17 protein-coding genes are annotated in these 16,253 nt (G+C 70.5%); 11 read left to right on the top strand and 6 right to left on the bottom strand.

Features of this window, described 5'->3' with window-relative positions; genetic code table 11:
* Positions 1 to 472: 472 nt before the first annotated feature.
* Entirely contained in the window at positions 473 to 1,084 is a 612-nt protein-coding gene (locus ACFVYN_RS34150; RefSeq protein ID WP_390005752.1) for a LuxR C-terminal-related transcriptional regulator, read from the top strand.
* 9 nt (positions 1,085 to 1,093) lie between these two features.
* Here the strand turns inward: ACFVYN_RS34150 and glgX are convergent, their stop codons facing one another.
* Positions 1,094 to 3,331 carry a glycogen debranching protein GlgX gene (glgX, locus tag ACFVYN_RS34145; RefSeq protein ID WP_390005745.1) on the bottom strand — a complete coding sequence of 746 codons (2,238 nt, stop codon included), beginning with the start codon at positions 3,329 to 3,331 and terminating at the stop codon, positions 1,094 to 1,096.
* Between the two features lie 218 nt (positions 3,332 to 3,549).
* On the opposite strand from glgX, the gene ACFVYN_RS34140 reads away from it, so the two are divergent.
* From ACFVYN_RS34140 to ACFVYN_RS34115, 6 genes are all read left to right on the top strand, one after another.
* A complete protein-coding gene (locus ACFVYN_RS34140; protein ID WP_390005743.1) occupies positions 3,550 to 4,782 on the top strand; it encodes an Ig-like domain-containing protein in 1,233 nt (410 codons plus the stop codon).
* 163 nt (positions 4,783 to 4,945) lie between these two features.
* Positions 4,946 to 6,190 (top strand): Ig-like domain-containing protein, encoded by a 1,245-nt coding sequence (locus ACFVYN_RS34135; protein WP_390005742.1) that lies wholly within the window; start codon positions 4,946 to 4,948, stop codon positions 6,188 to 6,190.
* A gap of 143 nt (positions 6,191 to 6,333) precedes the next feature.
* The gene (locus tag ACFVYN_RS34130; protein ID WP_390005741.1) at positions 6,334 to 7,101 is read left to right on the top strand and encodes an enoyl-CoA hydratase/isomerase family protein; all 768 of its coding nucleotides are present in this window, start codon (positions 6,334 to 6,336) and stop codon (positions 7,099 to 7,101) included.
* Positions 7,102 to 7,258: 157 nt separating this feature from the next.
* Positions 7,259 to 7,867, top strand: coding sequence for an ATP-binding protein (locus tag ACFVYN_RS34125; protein WP_390005739.1), 609 nt, complete (start codon positions 7,259 to 7,261; stop codon positions 7,865 to 7,867).
* A gap of 42 nt (positions 7,868 to 7,909) precedes the next feature.
* Complete coding sequence (locus ACFVYN_RS34120; RefSeq protein WP_390005738.1) at positions 7,910 to 8,668, top strand: polysaccharide deacetylase family protein; 759 nt, start codon at positions 7,910 to 7,912, stop codon at positions 8,666 to 8,668.
* A complete protein-coding gene (locus tag ACFVYN_RS34115; RefSeq protein ID WP_390005736.1) occupies positions 8,668 to 9,894 on the top strand; it encodes a YncE family protein in 1,227 nt (408 codons plus the stop codon). Before ACFVYN_RS34120 ends, ACFVYN_RS34115 begins: the two co-directional genes overlap by 1 nt.
* On the opposite strand, the gene ACFVYN_RS34110 is transcribed toward ACFVYN_RS34115, so the two are convergent.
* Positions 9,865 to 10,548 (bottom strand): GNAT family N-acetyltransferase, encoded by a 684-nt coding sequence (locus ACFVYN_RS34110; protein ID WP_390005734.1) that lies wholly within the window; start codon positions 10,546 to 10,548, stop codon positions 9,865 to 9,867. The genes ACFVYN_RS34115 and ACFVYN_RS34110 overlap by 30 nt on opposite strands.
* 128 nt (positions 10,549 to 10,676) lie before the next feature.
* Between ACFVYN_RS34110 and ACFVYN_RS34105 the strand changes: the two genes are divergently transcribed.
* Positions 10,677 to 10,895 (top strand): EF-hand domain-containing protein, encoded by a 219-nt coding sequence (locus ACFVYN_RS34105; RefSeq protein WP_007384825.1) that lies wholly within the window; start codon positions 10,677 to 10,679, stop codon positions 10,893 to 10,895.
* Between the two features lie 41 nt (positions 10,896 to 10,936).
* Here ACFVYN_RS34105 and ACFVYN_RS34100 read toward each other — a convergent pair whose 3' ends face one another.
* Both ACFVYN_RS34100 and ACFVYN_RS34095 read right to left on the bottom strand, forming a co-directional pair.
* Complete coding sequence (locus ACFVYN_RS34100; protein ID WP_390005733.1) at positions 10,937 to 11,743, bottom strand: ABC transporter ATP-binding protein; 807 nt, start codon at positions 11,741 to 11,743, stop codon at positions 10,937 to 10,939.
* On the bottom strand, positions 11,740 to 13,365 hold the full coding sequence (locus ACFVYN_RS34095; protein WP_390005750.1) for a 2-isopropylmalate synthase: 1,626 nt from the start codon (positions 13,363 to 13,365) through the stop codon (positions 11,740 to 11,742). Before ACFVYN_RS34095 ends, ACFVYN_RS34100 begins: the two co-directional genes overlap by 4 nt.
* A gap of 244 nt (positions 13,366 to 13,609) precedes the next feature.
* Here ACFVYN_RS34095 and ACFVYN_RS34090 point away from each other — a divergent pair, with 244 nt between their 5' ends.
* The gene (locus ACFVYN_RS34090; protein WP_390005732.1) at positions 13,610 to 14,287 is read left to right on the top strand and encodes a FadR/GntR family transcriptional regulator; all 678 of its coding nucleotides are present in this window, start codon (positions 13,610 to 13,612) and stop codon (positions 14,285 to 14,287) included.
* Here the strand turns inward: ACFVYN_RS34090 and ACFVYN_RS34085 are convergent.
* Both ACFVYN_RS34085 and ACFVYN_RS34080 read right to left on the bottom strand, forming a co-directional pair.
* Positions 14,284 to 14,826, bottom strand: coding sequence for an MOSC domain-containing protein (locus tag ACFVYN_RS34085; RefSeq protein ID WP_390005730.1), 543 nt, complete (start codon positions 14,824 to 14,826; stop codon positions 14,284 to 14,286). The genes ACFVYN_RS34090 and ACFVYN_RS34085 overlap by 4 nt on opposite strands.
* Positions 14,827 to 14,853: 27 nt before the next feature.
* A complete protein-coding gene (locus tag ACFVYN_RS34080; RefSeq protein WP_390005729.1) occupies positions 14,854 to 15,411 on the bottom strand; it encodes a glycoside hydrolase family 25 protein in 558 nt (185 codons plus the stop codon).
* A 177-nt stretch (positions 15,412 to 15,588) separates the two neighbouring features.
* On the opposite strand from ACFVYN_RS34080, the gene ACFVYN_RS34075 reads away from it, so the two are divergent.
* On the top strand, positions 15,589 to 15,852 hold the full coding sequence (locus ACFVYN_RS34075) for a hypothetical protein (RefSeq protein ID WP_390005727.1): 264 nt from the start codon (positions 15,589 to 15,591) through the stop codon (positions 15,850 to 15,852).
* A 32-nt stretch (positions 15,853 to 15,884) separates the two neighbouring features.
* The gene (locus ACFVYN_RS34070) at positions 15,885 to 16,235 is read left to right on the top strand and encodes a hypothetical protein (RefSeq protein ID WP_390005725.1); all 351 of its coding nucleotides are present in this window, start codon (positions 15,885 to 15,887) and stop codon (positions 16,233 to 16,235) included.
* The last annotated feature ends 18 nt before the right edge of the window (positions 16,236 to 16,253 follow it).

Here is a 16,253-nt window from a genome sequence, read left to right as displayed (position 1 = left end):
CCGGACCGCCACCCCCGCAGGGCCGGGCACGACGAACGACGCCGCAAGCTCCCGCAACCCGCCCACCCCACACCCCCCCCAAACGGCCCCTCGAAACCCCGCTCACCACACCCAACGAGCCCAACGCGCAGAGGTCACACATTCGACGGACGAACTCTCATTCACCTCGCGCGACAACAGCGCCCACCGCTCGCCAGGAGCTTCCACACTCACTCACACACGCCAGAACACACTCGTGCTCAGTCAAACCCCAGCAGTTCCCAACCCCCGGGTCGTCGTCCTCGACGAGCTGACGACCGGCCTCGATCCGCGCGCCCGCCGCGACACCTGGGAGCTCATCGAGGACGTCCGCGCGAACGGCGTCACCGTGCTGCTCGTCACCCACTTCATGGAGGAGGCGCAGCGGCTCTGCGACCGGATCGCCGTGATCGACAAGGGCCGGATCGCCGCCCTGGACACCCCGGCCGGGCTCATCCGGCGCTCGGCGGGCGCCACCGTCATCAGCTTCACGCCGTCCGCCCCGCTCGACGAATTCACCGTCCTCGGCGAGGCGTCCGACGGCGTCGAGGCCGTCGAGCGGGCCGCCGCCCTCGACCCCGACGTGATCCTGATGGACCTGCGGATGCCGGGCGGGGGCGGGGTGGACGCCATCCGCGCGCTGACCCGCGCCGGGGCCCGCGCGAAGGTGCTCGTCCTGACGACGTACGACACGGACTCCGACACCCTGCCCGCCATCGAGGCGGGAGCGACCGGCTACCTCCTCAAGGACGCCCCGCGCGACGAACTGTTCACCGCCGTGCGGGCCGCGGCGCAGGGCCGCACGGTGCTCTCCCCGGCCGTGGCGTCCCGGCTGGTCTCGGCCGTCCGCGCGCCCAGGACTCCCGGCAACGAGCCCCTCTCCGCGCGTGAGCGCGAGGTGCTGGCCCTGGTCGCCAAGGGCACGTCCAACCGCGACATCGCCCGCGAACTGTTCATCAGCGAGGCGACCGTGAAGACCCATCTCACCCATCTGTACGCCAAGTTGGCCGTCAAGGACCGCGCGGCGGCCGTCGCCACGGCGTACGAGCGGGGGATCCTCGGCTGACCTGTCAGCTCACCCGGCCACCCGCAGCAGCAGTACCGCCCGCGCCGGCACCGTGATCGACGCCCCGCCCCGGTGCACCACCCCCGGCGCCTCCCCCTGCTCCTCCCTCGACGTGTCGACGACCACCTCGTACCGCTCCGCCCACGGCGGCCCCGGCAGCAGGAAGCTCGCCGGGCGGTCGCCGGCGTGCAGGACGGCGAGGAAGCTGTCGTCGACGATCGGGGCGCCGCGTTCGTCCCGGCCCGGGATGTCCCGCCCCGACAGATACATGCCGAGGGTGGCGGCCGGCGCGTACCAGTCCCGTTCCGTCATCTCCGTGCCGCGGGCCGTGAACCAGGCCAGGTCGCGCAGGCCGTCCGCGGAGTGGGCCCGCCCCGAGAAGAACGCCCGGCGCCTGAGCACCGGGTGCCGGTGGCGCAGGGCGATCAGCCGGGAGGTCAGCTCGCACAGGGCCTTCCAGCCGGGGTCCGCCAGCAGCCCCCAGTCCACCCAGCTGATCTCGTTGTCCTGGCAGTAGGCGTTGTTGTTGCCGCGCTGGGTGCGGCCCAGCTCGTCGCCCGCGACCAGCATCGGCACGCCCGTCGACAGCAGGAGTGTGGTGAGCAGGTTCCTGAGCTGCCGCCGCCTGAGCGCCCGTACCCGCTCGTCGTCCGTCTCCCCCTCCGTCCCGCAGTTCCACGCCCGGTTGTCGTCCGTGCCGTCCCGGTTGCCCTCGCCGTTCGCCTCGTTGTGCTTCCTCTCGTACGACACCAGGTCCCGCAGGGTGAAACCGTCGTGCGCGGTGATGAAGTTGACCGAGGCGTACGGCCGCCGCCCGCCCCACGCGTACAGGTCGCTGGAGCCGGACAGCCGGTAGCCCAGGTCTCGTACGTCCGGCAGCGCGCCCCGCCAGAAGTCGCGTACGGCGTTGCGGTAGCGGTCGTTCCACTCCGTCCACAGGGGCGGGAAGGCGCCCACCTGGTAGCCGCCTGAGCCCACGTCCCACGGTTCGGCGATCAGCTTCACGCGCCTGAGCACCGGGTCCTGGGCGATGACCGCGAGGAACGGGGACAGCATGTCGACGTCGTGCATGGAACGGGCCAGCGCGGCGGCCAGGTCGAAGCGGAAGCCGTCCACGCCCATCTCCGTCACCCAGTAGCGCAGGGAGTCGGTGATGAGCCGCAGTACATGCGGCTGGACCACGTGCAGGGTGTTGCCGCAGCCCGTGTAGTCCGCGTAGCGCCGGGCGTCGGACTGCAGCCGGTAGTACCCGCGGTTGTCGATGCCCTTCAGGGACAGCGTGGGGCCCAGCTCGCCGGCCTCCGCCGTGTGGTTGTAGACCACGTCGAGGATGACCTCGATCCCGGCGGCGTGCAGCGCGCGGACCATGCGCTTGAACTCGCCGACCTGCTGGCCCGTCGTACCGGAGGCGGCGTAGGCGGCGTGGGGCGCGAAGTAGCCGATGGAGTTGTAGCCCCAGTAGTTCTTGAGACCCCGCCGCAGCAGATGGTCCTCGTGCGCGAACTGGTGGACGGGGAGCAGCTCCACGGCCGTGACACCGAGTTTGACGAGGTGCTCGATCGCGGCCGGGTGCGCCAGCCCGGCGTAGGTACCCCGCAGTTCCTCCGGAATGTCCGGGTGCAGGGCCGTGAACCCCCGCACATGGACCTCGTAGATCACCGAGTCCGCCCACGGGGTCTTGGGCCTGCGGTCTTCCGCCCAGTCGTCGTCATCGTGGACGACCACGCCCTTCGGGACGTACGGCGCCGAGTCACGGTCGTCCCGTACGGTGTCCGCGACCTGCTGCTGGGGCCAGTCGCGGACATGGCCGTACACCTCGGGCGGCAGGCTGAAGTCGCCGTCCACCGCGCGGGCGTACGGGTCCAGGAGCAGCTTCGCCGGGTTCCAGCGGCCGCCGGTCCACGGGTCCCAGCGGCCGTGCACCCGGAAGCCGTAGCGCTGGCCGGGCATGACGCCGGGGACGAAGCCGTGCCAGATCTCGTGGGTGAGCTCGGTGAGCCGGGCCCGGGTCTCCTTGCCGTCCGCGTCGAACAGACACAGCTCGACGGACTCGGCGCCGCCCGCCCACAGCGCGAAGTTGGTCCCCGCGACGCCGTCCGGGCCGACCCGGAACCGGGCGCCCAGCGGCGTCGGCGCACCGGGCCACACCGGCACGGCCGGTACCGCCCGCGGCGCGCCGTTCACCAGCGCGGCGGGGCGCTCCTCGGCGGCTTCCGTCACCGCCTCCTGCTCGGCTGCGCTGGACACCGGTCGGCCTCCCACGGCTCGTGGAACGAGGTGGAAAAGAGCGCACGGCGTCCCAGCCGCGGCACCCCTCACGTCGTTCTCCCCACTGTTCTGCCCAACCCGCGCCTCGCACTCACGTTTCCCTGGACGGGGTGGTGGTCGGACTTTACGGGGCGTTTTCTCACAGGGGTGGATCGCGTCGACGTTTCTCCTGGGCGGCCCCGGTCGTTGGGGTTCCCGTGAGGCATGGACATGGGCGCGCTCGGCGCGCAGGGGCCGCTCTGGCCGCCGTAGTGACATGGGCGGGACTGCTGGCCGGGGCCGCCGGCTGTACGGCGGGCGGGGGCGGCGGGATCGGGGGTGTCGGGGGCTTCGGGAAGCCGCCCGCGCCCGAGGACGTGATCAGGGTCGTACCCGACGACGGCACCAAGGGCGTGCCGCCCGAGGAGCGGCTGCGGGTCCGGGTGCCCAGCGGCCGCCTGGAGTCGGTCACCGTCGTCAAGTCCCAGGACGCGCAGGACTTCCCGGTGCCCGGGCACATCTCCGACGACGGACTGCGCTGGGAACCCGACGAGGCCCAGCTGGCCCTGGCCGCCGAGTACACCGTCGACGCGGTCGCGCTCGACGCCCGCGGCCGCCGCTCGGCCCGGCACACCACCTTCACCACCTACGTCCCCGAGGAGCGCTTCATCGGCTACGTCAGCCCGGAGAACCGCTCGACCGTCGGCACCGGGATGATCGTCTCCCTGGAGTTCAACCGGGAGATCGAGGACCGCGCCGCCGTCGAACGCGCCGTACACGTCACCTCGAAGCCGCCCGTCGAGATCCGCCCGCACTGGTTCGGCCACGGCCGCCTCGACTTCCGCCCCGAGCACTACTGGACGCCGGGCACCCGCGTGACCGTCGCGCTCAGACTCCGTGACGTGGAAGGGGCTTCCGGCGTCTACGGCCTGCAGTACCGGACCTTCTCCTTCACCGTCGGACGCCACCAGGTCTCCCTCGTCGACGCGGCCCGGCACACCATGCAGGTCAGACGGGACGGCGAACTGCTCGCCACCGTGCCGATCACCGCCGGCGCCCCGAAGACCACCACGTACAACGGCAAGATGGTCATCACCGAGATGCTCGAGGTGACCCGCATGAACAGCCGCACGGTCGGCTTCGGCGGCGAGTACGACATCCCGGACGTCCCGCACGCCCTGCGGCTGACCGACTCGGGCACCTTCCTGCACGGCAACTACTGGGCGCCCACCGCTCCCGGCAGGGCCAATGTCAGCCACGGCTGCGTGGGCCTCAGGGACGTGAAGGGCGGCAGCTCGGACACGCCCGCGGGCTGGTTCTTCGACCGCAGTCTCGTCGGGGACGTCGTCGAGGTCGTCCACAGCGATGACAAAAAGGTCGCTCCCGACAATGGCCTCGGAGGATGGAATATGGGCTGGAAGGAGTGGAAGGCGGGCGGCGCGGTGAAGTGACACGGGCACGGGGGCGGCCCGGCCCGACTCTCCCTCGGAGTTGGGACGGAATGGTGACCTTGGACTTACACGATGCTCAAAAGTCTGCGGTTAATATTCGCCGACGCGTCGGTAGAACGCGTAGGGGAGCGGGCCTGACCAGGCCCTTCGAGGGGAGAAACACTTGAACGTGCGACCGATATCGGGGGCGTCGGTTGACGCGCGGGGGCGCGGGACCAAGGGGCTGCTGGCGCTCGTACTCGGCGTTCTGCTGCTGGCCGTCACCGCCTGCGGCGGGGGGAATTCCGGTTCCGGTTCCGGTGACTCCAAGGCCGAGAAGGGCGACTCGTCCGCCACCGGGAGCAAGCAGTCGGAGGCGGTCGTCTCCATCACCCCGAAGAACGGGGCGAAGTCCGTCGACACCAGCGGTGCCCTCAAGGTCGGCGTCAGCAAGGGCAAGTTGACCGAGGTGCAGGTCAAGGACGCCAAGGGCGCCGCGATAGCCGGGAAGATAGCCGCGGACGGCGCCTCCTGGACGCCGTCCACCCATCTCGCCTCCGGCACCGCCTACACCGTGCACGCGGTCGCGAAGGACGCCGAGGGCCGCACGGCCGCCGAGGACTCCGGATTCACCACCCTGACCCCGAAGAACACCTTCACCGGCACGTTCACGCCCGAGGACGGCTCGACGGTCGGCGTCGGAATGCCGTTCTCCATCCGCTTCACCCGGGGCATCACCAGCCCCGAGGACGTCGAGAAGGCCATCACGGTCAAGACCTCGCCGGCCGTCGACGTCGAGGGCCACTGGTTCGGCAACGACCGCCTGGACTTCCGTCCCGAGAAGTACTGGAAGGAAGGCACCAAGGTCACCGTCGACCTCAACCTCAACGGGGTCGAGGGCCGCGACGGCGTCTACGGCAAGCAGGACAAGACCGTCTCCTTCACGATCGGCCGCGACCAGGTCTCCGTCGTCGACGCCAAGAAGCACACGATGAAGATCACCCAGGACGGCAGGACCGTCAAGACCCTCAAGGTCACCACCGGCAAGCCCGGCTACGACACCTGGAACGGCCAGATGGTCATCAGCGAGAAGCTCGCGGTGACCCGGATGAACGGCGAAACGGTCGGCTACGGCGGCGAGTACGACATCAAGGACGTCCCGCACGCCGCCCGCCTCACCGACTCCGGCACCTTCATCCACGGCAACTACTGGGGCGGCGACGCCTTCGGCAACTACAACGCCAGCCACGGCTGCGTGGGCCTGCGTGACGTCAAGGGCGGCTACGACGGCGATGTGCCGGCCGCCTGGTTCTTCAACCACTCGCTGATCGGCGACGTGGTCGTGGTCAAGAACTCCGACGACGCGACGGTCGCCCCGGAGAACGGCCTCAACGGCTGGAACATGTCCTGGGAGAAGTGGAAGGCGTAGCCCGTACGACGACCAGCGGCCCCGGTGCGAGGTACGGCACCGGGGCCGCCGTGCTGTGTCTGTCCGGGGGCGACCCCGGACCCCCGGCCGATTGTGAGCCACCGCACCGGTCCGTCACCGTTAGCCGCCGTTAACCTGCTCGCATGACCGTGAATCTCGAAGTCGCCGAAGGTGTCGGCACCATCCGGCTCGACCGTCCGCCCATGAACGCGCTGGACGTGGCCGTCCAGGACCGGCTCAAGGAGCTCGCCGAGGAGGCGACCCGGCGCGAGGACGTGCGCGCGGTGATCGTGTACGGCGGGGAGAAGGTGTTCGCGGCCGGCGCGGACATCAAGGAGATGCAGGCAATGGACCACACCGCGATGGTCCTGCGCGCCCGCGCCCTGCAGGACTCGTTCACGGCGGTGGCCCGCATCCCCAAGCCGGTCGTCGCGGCCGTCACCGGTTACGCCCTGGGCGGCGGCTGCGAACTCGCGCTGTGCGCCGACTTCCGGATCGCCGCGGAGAACGCCAAGCTGGGGCAGCCGGAGATCCTCCTCGGCCTCATCCCGGGCGCGGGCGGCACCCAGCGCCTCGCCCGGCTGATCGGCCCGTCCAAGGCGAAGGACCTGATCTTCACGGGCCGTATGGTCAAGGCCGACGAGGCGCTGACGCTCGGCCTCGTGGACCGGGTCGTGCCCGCCGACGAGGTGTACGCCGAGGCGCACGCCTGGGCGGCGAAGCTCGCGAAGGGACCGGCGATCGCGCTGCGCGCCGCGAAGGAGTCGATCGACACGGGACTCGAGACCGACATCGACACGGGCCTCGCGGTGGAACGGAACTGGTTCGCGGGTCTGTTCGCGACGGAGGACCGCGAGCGGGGCATGAAGAGCTTCGTCGAGGAGGGCCCCGGCAAGGCGAAATTCCTCTGAACCCCTTGCAATTGACGCGATGTCTGATCCGGGTCCCTCGATGGGGCGGTTTATGGGAGCCTTAACGCAACCTTAAGTCTGCCTTGTCGAGGGAGCCCGTCGGTTGCCTCCCAGTGAGCCTCCATCACAGGTCAGAGGGGGTGCGAAAGGCATCGAAGTGCCGCTGGCATATGCCGATCAATGTCGACGGAACGACGCATTCCGGGGGGCGTATTCGTCGGGAACCACCCCCAAGGGCGCTGTGGGCGGCCATGATGGGGGCATGGCGGGGCTGGAGGGTTTCGAACAGCCGCGGGGAGACAGCCGTACGACGACGGCGCGCTGGTCTCCGGCGGTCGAGGACGAGCACGCACTGAAAGCGCTCGAACTGTTCGGAAACCCCACGGAGGCCGAGGTCCCGCTGCCGTCCCGGCCGGAGTCCGCGGCGGCCGCGCGGCGCTTGACCCAGGTGATCGTTCTCCGTCACTGGGGGCTCACTCCCAAGACGGCCGAGGACGCGGTGTTACTCGTGTCCGAGCTGGTCGGCAACGCGGTACGGCACACGGGCGCGCGGGTGTTCGGGCTCCGGATGCGGCGTCGGCGGGGGTGGATCCGGATAGAGGTCCGTGACCCGTCACGCGGACTGCCCTGTCTGATTCCGGTGCAGGAGATGGATCTCAGCGGGCGCGGACTGTTCCTCGTGGACAAACTGTCGGACCGCTGGGGCGTCGACCTGCTGCCGCGCGGAAAGACGACGTGGTTCGAGATGCGGGTGGCCGACAGGTAGCCGGTGGGTCGATCAGCGTCAATCTCCTGCATAACCCCTTAAATGGGGCGGGTGACCGCTACCGATCGTCGGGCAATGCTCCTCGCCACCGCTGGGCTGGCGCTGGCCGCGGGATGTGCGGCGAGGAACGCGACCAGGAACGCCGTCGCTCGCCCCGCCCACTCCGCCGGCACAGCCCCCGCTCTGCCCGCTCTGCCCGCCCTTCCCGCCCAGCTCACCCACGGCCCCCGCGACCGCCCCCGCGTCGCCCTCACCTTCCACGGCAACGGCGATCCCGCCATCGCCCGCGCCCTGCTCACCGAGGCCGAGAAGCACGGCGCCCGGGTCACCGTGCTCGCCGTCGGCACCTGGCTGGACGCGTACCCCGGCATCGCCCGGCGTGTCCTCGACGGTGGACACGACCTCGGCAACCACACCCTCCACCACCTCGACATCAACGCGATGTCCGAGGCCGAGGCCAGAGCGGAGATCGTCGGCTGCGCCGAACGGATCCGGCGGCTCACCGGTTCGGCCGGGACCTGGTTCCGCCCCTCCCGTACGCCCACCGCCTCCCCCCTCGTCACGCGGCTGGCCCGGGAGGCCGGCTACCCCCACGTCCTCTCCTACGACGTCGACTCCCTCGACTTCACCTCGCCCGGCGCGACCGCCGTCGCCCGCAAGGTACTCGCCGAGATCCGCGAAGGATCCGTGGTGAGCCTGCACTTCGGGTACGCCGACACGGTCGCCGCCCTCCCCGTCGTACTGGAAGAACTCGACCGGCGCGGCCTGGCCGCGGTGACCACCACGGAGTTGTTCAGCTGATGCCCCCCACCTTCCTGAAGCGCCACCTCGTGCAGAGCACCCTGATCGCGGGTGCCGCGTTCCTCGCCCTCGCCGCCTGCGGTACCGACACCGAGAGGGGGGCGCACGAGGCCGCAGGCACCAAGGCGGCCGTCCCCGCCCCCGTGAAGCCGGTGAGACCGGTGAGACCGGTGAGACCGGTGAAGGAGCCGGTTCACGGACTGCCCGGGATGCCGCCCGTCCTCGACCCGAAGGACGTCTACGCGGCGGACCGGCCGAACAGGCTGTCACCGGTGGTCAAGGACTTCCCGTCGCGGGTCTACGTGCCCAACACCGAGTCCGACACCGTCTCCGTGATCGACCCGAGGACGTACGAGGTCGTCGAGACGATCCGGGTCGGGCGCCAGCCCCAACACGTCGTGCCCTCCTGGGACCTGAAGACCCTCTGGGTCAACAACGACCGCGGGAACAGCCTCACACCGATCGACCCGAGCACCGGGAAGGCGGGCAGGCCGGTCGACGTGCACGACCCGTACAACCTCTACTTCACACCGAACGGCAAGTACGCGATCGTGATGGCCTCCCTCGACCGCGAGCTCGTCTTCCGCGACCCGCACACCATGGAGCGCAGGAAGACCGTGCCGGTCAGCTGCTACGGCGTCAACCACGCCGACTTCTCCCTGGACGGGAGGTACTTCATCGTGTCCTGCGAGTTCAGCGGGGAGCTGCTGAAGGTCGACACCGAGAAGATGAAGGTGGTCGGGGAGCAGAAGCTTCCCTTCCACGGGGCCATGCCGCAGGACGTCAAGGTCTCGCCGGACGGGAAGCGGTTCTACGTCGCGGACATGATGGCCGACGGGATGTGGGTCCTGGACGGCGACACCTTCGGCAAGCCGACCCTGCTGCGCACCGGCAAGGGCGCCCACGGCCTCTACGTCAGCCGCGACTCCCGCGAGATGTACGTCTCCAACCGCGGTGAGGGGACCGTCTCCGTCTTCGACTTCACCAGGAACAGGCTCACCAAGAAGTGGCACCTCCCCGGCGGCGGCAGCCCCGACATGGGCGGCGTCTCCGCCGACGGCAAGGTCCTGTGGCTGTCCGGCCGGTACAACTCCGAGGTCTACGCCATCGACACTGGCACCGGCGCCCAGCTCGCCCGCGTCAAGGTCGGCAGCGGACCGCACGGGCTCGCGGTGTATCCCCAGCCGGGGCGGTACTCACTCGGTCACACGGGCATCTTCCGCTGAGCGGTCGAGGACCCCCGGAGTCGGGGCGAGCAGCACCGCCTCCGCGCCGACCGGACGGTAACCGGCCGCCTGGAACGCCCGCATGCTGCGGGCGTTCCCCGGGGACACCTGGGCCCACAGCGGCTCCTCGACGAGATGCCTCGCCGCGGTCACCAGCGCACGCCCCAGACCCCGGTGCCGTACGTCCTCGTCCACCTCGACCGAGACCTCTAGGCGGCCGCCGACACCGCGCCCCGTCACCAGCACCCCGCCCCGCGCCGTCCAGGCGCGAACGTCGTCGCGCCGCCCGCGGGCGTAGGCGAGACGGGGATGGCCCGCGTCCGCGACCTCCGTCAGCGCGAGCGGCGGTGCGCCGGGGAGCGGATCGGCGACCAGCAACGCGTCGATGGTCTCGGCCCTGCGCCCGGTCCGGTCCAGGAAGGCCGTCAGGAACCGCGGGTTCATGGTCGCGGCCAGCGCGTCGCAGTCCAGGCCGCGCAGGGTGGCGTGGACCCAGTCCGGGTCCTCGTCGGTGAAGACGACCGAGTGCGCCGTGAAGGACAGCACGCCCGCGTCCCGGTGGCACTCCTGCCGTACGACCGTCGTGCGGCCGTCCGCGGGCGGGAAGACCCCGCGGGCCGCCGCGTCGAGAATCTCCCGCAAGGTCTCCGTCACACCGCTCCTCGTGTCCGCACCGACGGGAAGGCCCACCCTCGCAGACCAGGAGGACCGGGCGGGCCGCTAATCTGACCTGCGGCAGCAAGCCGGCAGGACACGACACAGGCAAGAAAAGGGGCGGACCGGTGGCGCACATCGACATCGAGGAAGCACGCAAGCAGTTCGAGCGGATCGATGCGGACGGTGACGGCACCATCACCGCCGCCGAGTTCAAGTCCGCCCTGGCCCAGGGCGGCGACTGGAACGTGACCGAGTCGGTCGCCGAGGCGATCATCAAGAGCCGCGACCTGAACGGCGACAAGCTCCTGTCGTTCGACGAGTTCTGGGCCTACCTGAACAAGTAGAGCCGACGGTGAGGGGGGCGCCCCGACGGGCGCCCCCTTCGTCATGCCCGGTCCCGGTCCCGGTCCCGGTCCCGGATCCGTACCGTCCAGCGGCCGCCGTGGCGCTCCAGGACCAGCGGCAGGTCGAAGCACTTGCCGACCTGGTCACCGGTGAGGACGGTGGGCGCCGGGCCCTGCGCGAGGACCCGGCCCGCACGCAGCAGCATCGCGTGGGTGGTGCCGGGCGGGAGCTCCTCCAGATGGTGGGTGACCAGGACGGTGGCCAGGGTCGGATGCTCGCGGCGCAGGGCGTCCAGGGCGTCGATCAGCTGCTCGCGGCCCGGCAGGTCGAGGCCGGTCGCCGGTTCGTCGAGCAGCAGGAGCCGCGGCTCGGGCATCAGCGCGCGGGCGATGAGCGTACGGCCGCGCTGCCCCTGCGAGAGGATCGGCCAGCGGGCGGCGCCGAGCCCGTCGAGGCCGAGGGTCTCGATGAGCCGGTCGGCCCGTTCCCGCTGTCCCTCCGTCGGCCGCCAACGGGGAACCGGGGCAACGGAGTTGGTGAGCCCGGTCAGGACGACGTCCCGGACCCGCAGGGGCGCGGTGAGCGGATGACGCGGGTCGACGTGGCCGACGTGGGCGCGCAGTTCCCGCAGATCGACCCGGCCGAGCCGGCGGCCCAGCACCTCGACCGTGCCCCGGGTGGGGTGGACCAGGGCGCCGCACAGCCTGAGCAGCGTGGACTTGCCCGCGCCGTTGGCGCCCAGGAGCGCCCAGTGCTCGCCCGTCCGGACGGTCAGGGAGACCTCCTGGAGGATCGGCTTCCCGTCCCGGACGAGGTCCACGTCCTCGGCGCGCAGGACCGCCCTCACCGCAGTGCCCGGTTCGTCGCGGAGAGCACGGCCTGTACGCCGGCGGCCGGGCCAACGCCGGCGCCCCAGGCCGTCGTACGGCCGTTGACGCGGCACTCCGCGTACGCCGCCGTCCCGTCCTCGGTGAAGTCGACCACCTCGACGGCGTACCCGGCACCGGCGAGCGCGTCCACGAAGGCCGAGAGCGCACTGCTGCCCGTGCCCTCGTGGTCGCCGACGCGGTCGTCGCACTCCAGCGTGCCGACGAAGCGGTGGACGCCGGGCGCCTCCTCGTACGCCGTCCCGTCGTGCAGCCGGACCTCGCCCTCCGCGAGATAGCGGGCCCGGAACAGTTCGTACAGCTCCTTCGGGCTCATCTCCCGGCCACTCGTGTCGGTGGCCTCCTGGACGGCCCGGGAGAAGTCGGTGCGCATGCGGGGCGGCAGGTCGATGCCGTGGTGCGTGCGCAGGAGATACGCCGCTCCGCCCTTGCCCGACTGGGAGTTGACGCGGATGACCGCCTCGTAGCTCCGCCCGATGTCGGCCGGGTCGATCGGCAGGTACGGGACCTGCCAGGGCACGTCCGGGTGCGCGTCCCTGTGCGCGAGGCCCTTGCTGATGGCGTCCTGGTGGGTGCCGGAGAAGGCGGTGTGGACGAGGTCGCCCGCATACGGGTGGCGGGGGTGCACCGGCAGCCGGTTGCAGTGCTCGACCGTCTCGCGGACGGCGTCGATGTCACCGAAGTCGACCATGGGGTCCACCCCTTGGGCGTACAGGTTCATCGCGAGGGTCACCAGGTCGACGTTGCCGGTGCGCTCGCCGTTGCCGAACAGGCAGCCTTCCACGCGCTGCGCGCCGGCCAGCACGGCGAGTTCCGCGCAGGCGACGCCGGTGCCGCGGTCGTTGTGCGGGTGGACGGAGAGGATCACCGAGTCGCGACGGGCCAGATGGCGGTGCACGTACTCGATCTGGTCGGCGTAGACGTTCGGGGTGGCGATCTCGACGGTCGCGGGCAGGTTGTGGGTGACCGGGCGGTCCGGGCTCGCGTCCCACAGCTCCGTCAGCCCGTCGCACAGCTCCAGGACGAAGTCCGGCTCGGTGAGGTTGAAGGTCTCGGGGGAGAACTGGAAGCGGACGGCGGTGCCTTGGGGGGTGTCGGACCGCCGTGCCATGTGCTCGGCCGCCGCCCGCACGGTCCGCCACACCTGCTCGCGGTCCCGGCCGAGGACGACGTCCCGCCACACCGGTGAGGTCGCGATGTACAGGTGGACCACGGCACGCGGCAGTCCGGCGATCGAGTCGAAGGTCCGGTCGATCAGGTCGGTGCGGGCCGGGGTGAAGACCACGGGGGTGACGTCGTCGGGGACGGCGCCGCCGGTCACCAGGTGCCGTACGAAGTCGAAGTCGGTGCGGCTCGCGGAGGGATAGCCCACCTCGATCTCCTTGTAGCCGGTGCGCACCAGCAGTTCGAAGAGGCGGCTCTTGCGGGCGGTGTCCATCGGCTCGGCGAGGGCCTGGTTGCCGTCGCGCAGGTCGACGGGGACCCAGAGCGGGGCGCGGTCGAGGCGGGCGGAGGGCCAGGCGCGGTCGGTGACGGGGACGTGGACGCGGTCCTGGAAGGGGCGGTAGCGGTGGAACGGCATGGGGCTGGGCCGCTGGGGGTTCCAGACGGTGGTCACGGTGTGTCCTTCGGCTCGGTCGGTCGACGCGGACCGGCAGCACGGCGACCCGCGGCGGGGTGCCAGTCGCGTCAGGCCCCGCCGCGGCAGCCGAGAAGAAGGAGACCGCGGAAGATCACGGGAGGTAGGCTAGCGACTCCTCAGCTCCTCAGACAAGTGAGAATCGGCTGAGTACCTTTCTGTCCCCGCACGAGTTGGTGAACCGCAGATGCCGCTAGGCCCCGTCCGCCCCAGCCCCTTGGTCGAACAGGCCGCCGAGCGGCTGCGCGAGCAGATCACCGCCGGGCACTGGCCGGTCGGGACGAAACTGCCCGGTGAGACGACACTCGCGAAGGAACTCGGCGTCGGCCGCTCCACGGTCCGCGAGGCGCTGCGGGCCCTGGCCGGGGCGGGGCTGGTGCAGCCGCGACAGGGCGCGGGGGTCTTCGTCACCGCGACGGAGGCGGCGGAGGACTGGCCCACGCGGCTGCGCCGGGCCGCGGTCACGGATGTCTACGAGGTCCGCATGGCGGTGGAGGTCCACGCGGCCCGCCTCGCCGCGAGCCGCCGTACCCCCGAGGACGTGACGGCCATGGAACGCGCGCTGGAGGGCCGACGAACTGCCTCCGCGTCCTCCGACGCCGCCTTCGTCGACGCGGACATCGCCTTCCACGCGGCGGTGGTCGCGGCCGCGCACAACCCCGTACTCGCCGACCTGTTCGGGGAGTTCACCCCGGTCCTGCGCGACGGCTTGGTCGAACTGCTGGCCCTGACCGGTCTGCGCGACGACGACCCCAACACCGCGGACGAGGCCCATGCGGCACTGGTCCGGGCGGTGGCGGACGGGGACGCGGAGGGGGCGGCGGAGATTCTGCGGGGGGAGCTGGAGGATCCGTTCGCGGGCTAGACGATGTCCAGCGCCCGGTGCGGGCCCTCGGGCAGTTCCACCCGTACGGCATCCCCGGCCCGCACCACACCCCCGCTGACCACGACACTCATGATCCCGGACCGGAACAGTGGCCGACCGTCCGCACTCCGGCCTATGACCTGCTTCATCAGCCCCTTCTGGAAACCGTCGATCTGCGCACACGGATTGCGCAGTCCGGTCACCTCCACGACGGCCTCGTCGCCCAGGTGCAGCAGCGTTCCCACCGACAGCCCCAGCAGATCGACGCCACGCGTCGTGACGTTCTCGCCGAGCTGGCCGGCGCCGACCTCGAACCCGGACTCACGGAGCTCCTCGAACAACTCCTCGTGCATCAGATGCACTTGCCGGAGGTTCGGCTGCGAGGGGTCCTTCTTCATCCGGAAACGGTGCTTGACCGTCGCCCCGCCGTGAACGTCCCCCTCTATCCCGAAGCCGGCGAGCAAGGTGATGCTCTCCCGGTTCGGCTTCGTGAACGAGTACGTTTCGTTGCTGCTGACCGCAGTGATCATCCCACCCATGCCCGAAGCATAAGCGGGGCCCCGGGGTCAGGCCTCGGTGGCCCACTCGCGCAGGGCCGCCTTGCTCGCGAAGTCGGCGACGTTCTTGTCCACGGGGTCGTCGGTGTACTGGTGGAAGCGCCACTTGGCCTTGATGCGGGGCTTGCCGGCCGTGACGTAGTCGGCGATCCAGAGCCCGTCGCCGGCGTACGACGTGGTGTCGACCGTCAGCCAGTAGTGCCGGTTCGTGTAGAGGACGACCCGGTTGTTCGGGCGCAGTTGCTTCACCTTGCGGATGAAGCTGTCCTTCTCCGCGTTGCTCGCGTGGGTGCCGTCGCCCGTCGTCTCCCAGTCGACCGCGAGGATGTCGCCGCCCTTCTCGGGGGCGTGTTTGACGAAGTACTCGGCCTGGGCGGTGAGGTTGCCGGGCCACAGGAAGTGGTAGAAGCCGACGACCAGCCCGGCGTCGCGGGCGTGCTTGGTCTGGGCGGAGAGCTTCGGGTTGGTGTAGGAGCGGCCCTCGGTCGCCTTGACGAAGACGAAGGAGAGTCCTTCGGTACTGAAGGCGGAGGACTGGTAGGCGCTGACATCGATGCCGCGGAGCATGTGGGGGCTCCTTGAAGTGAGAGTGGGGGAATGGGAGTTGATGATGCCCCACCTGCCCGGCGGGAGAACCTCGAACGCAGGGAGCCCCGGACCCGAGTAGCACCTCCGCCTGCTCCGACCTCCACCTCCGTGGGAACGGTGGGGCGAAATGCGGGGGACACGCCGCACAGGTCTGTCATGCCCGAGGTGGAGCGGATTGTCGACCGGAAGACGTGCGGGCCAGAGGAACTCGGCCCCAACACCATCGAGCGCACCTTCGACCTTCCGGACGCCGCCGCGCGGGCGGCCCAGGAGGACTCCATCGACGCCGAACTGGGTCCCTACGATGGGATCAACAGCAGCTGCGTGACCTACTGTGTCGACATTCTGCGGGCCGGCGGTGTCGATATCCCGGCGGGTGGCAGAGGAACGGTCCGGTTGAAGCGCGCGCTGGATGAGTAGGTCGGAACATCCCGAAGCCGACGTCGAAATGAATGCTGGAGCGAATTCCGGTGCCCGAAGAAGACGAAAACCCGAATCAGATCCTCGCGGAGATCATCGTCAGCAAGAAGGTCGGTGGACTGCACCTTCGTCGGGTCGGTGAGATTCTGGTCGCCCGTGAGGAAATGAATCGCTGGCTGTACATGACCGGTAAACAAGTCCTTTCCCCGGACGAGTACATGAGGATCGTCGAGCGGGTGCTGGAGCTTGAGGAGGCCTACATCCGGGCCTGGCGTGACTGCGAGAGCGGGGAGCGGCAATGGCGGCTCGATGTGGGGCTGCCCAGGCTGGACACCGCGCTGCGAGAGGCGGCGGAATACTTCGCTGGGATCGGACGAAGGTAGAGGAACCGCTGGGACAGG

The organism is Streptomyces sp. NPDC058307 (genome assembly GCF_042880295.1).
GTDB lineage: Bacteria > Actinomycetota > Actinomycetes > Streptomycetales > Streptomycetaceae > Streptomyces.
Note: the sequence above shows the minus strand (reverse complement) of the source record. Positions and strands in the feature narration are given on the sequence as shown.

Bases quoted from the DNA above. Each gene is read 5' to 3' on its own strand.
- ACFVYN_RS34130 (WP_390005741.1), top strand. From the start codon at position 6,334: ATGACCGTGAATCTCGAAGTCGCCGAAGGTGTCGGCACCATCCGGCTC.
- ACFVYN_RS34120 (WP_390005738.1), top strand. From the start codon at position 7,910: ATGGGGCGGGTGACCGCTACCGATCGTCGGGCAATGCTCCTCGCCACC.
- ACFVYN_RS34115 (WP_390005736.1), top strand. From the start codon at position 8,668: ATGCCCCCCACCTTCCTGAAGCGCCACCTCGTGCAGAGCACCCTGATC.
- ACFVYN_RS34095 (WP_390005750.1), bottom strand. From the start codon at position 13,365: ATGCCGTTCCACCGCTACCGCCCCTTCCAGGACCGCGTCCACGTCCCC.
- ACFVYN_RS34090 (WP_390005732.1), top strand. From the start codon at position 13,610: ATGCCGCTAGGCCCCGTCCGCCCCAGCCCCTTGGTCGAACAGGCCGCC.
- ACFVYN_RS34085 (WP_390005730.1), bottom strand. From the start codon at position 14,826: ATGGGTGGGATGATCACTGCGGTCAGCAGCAACGAAACGTACTCGTTC.
- ACFVYN_RS34080 (WP_390005729.1), bottom strand. From the start codon at position 15,411: ATGCTCCGCGGCATCGATGTCAGCGCCTACCAGTCCTCCGCCTTCAGT.
- ACFVYN_RS34075 (WP_390005727.1), top strand. From the start codon at position 15,589: ATGCCCGAGGTGGAGCGGATTGTCGACCGGAAGACGTGCGGGCCAGAG.
- ACFVYN_RS34070 (WP_390005725.1), top strand. From the start codon at position 15,885: ATGCTGGAGCGAATTCCGGTGCCCGAAGAAGACGAAAACCCGAATCAG.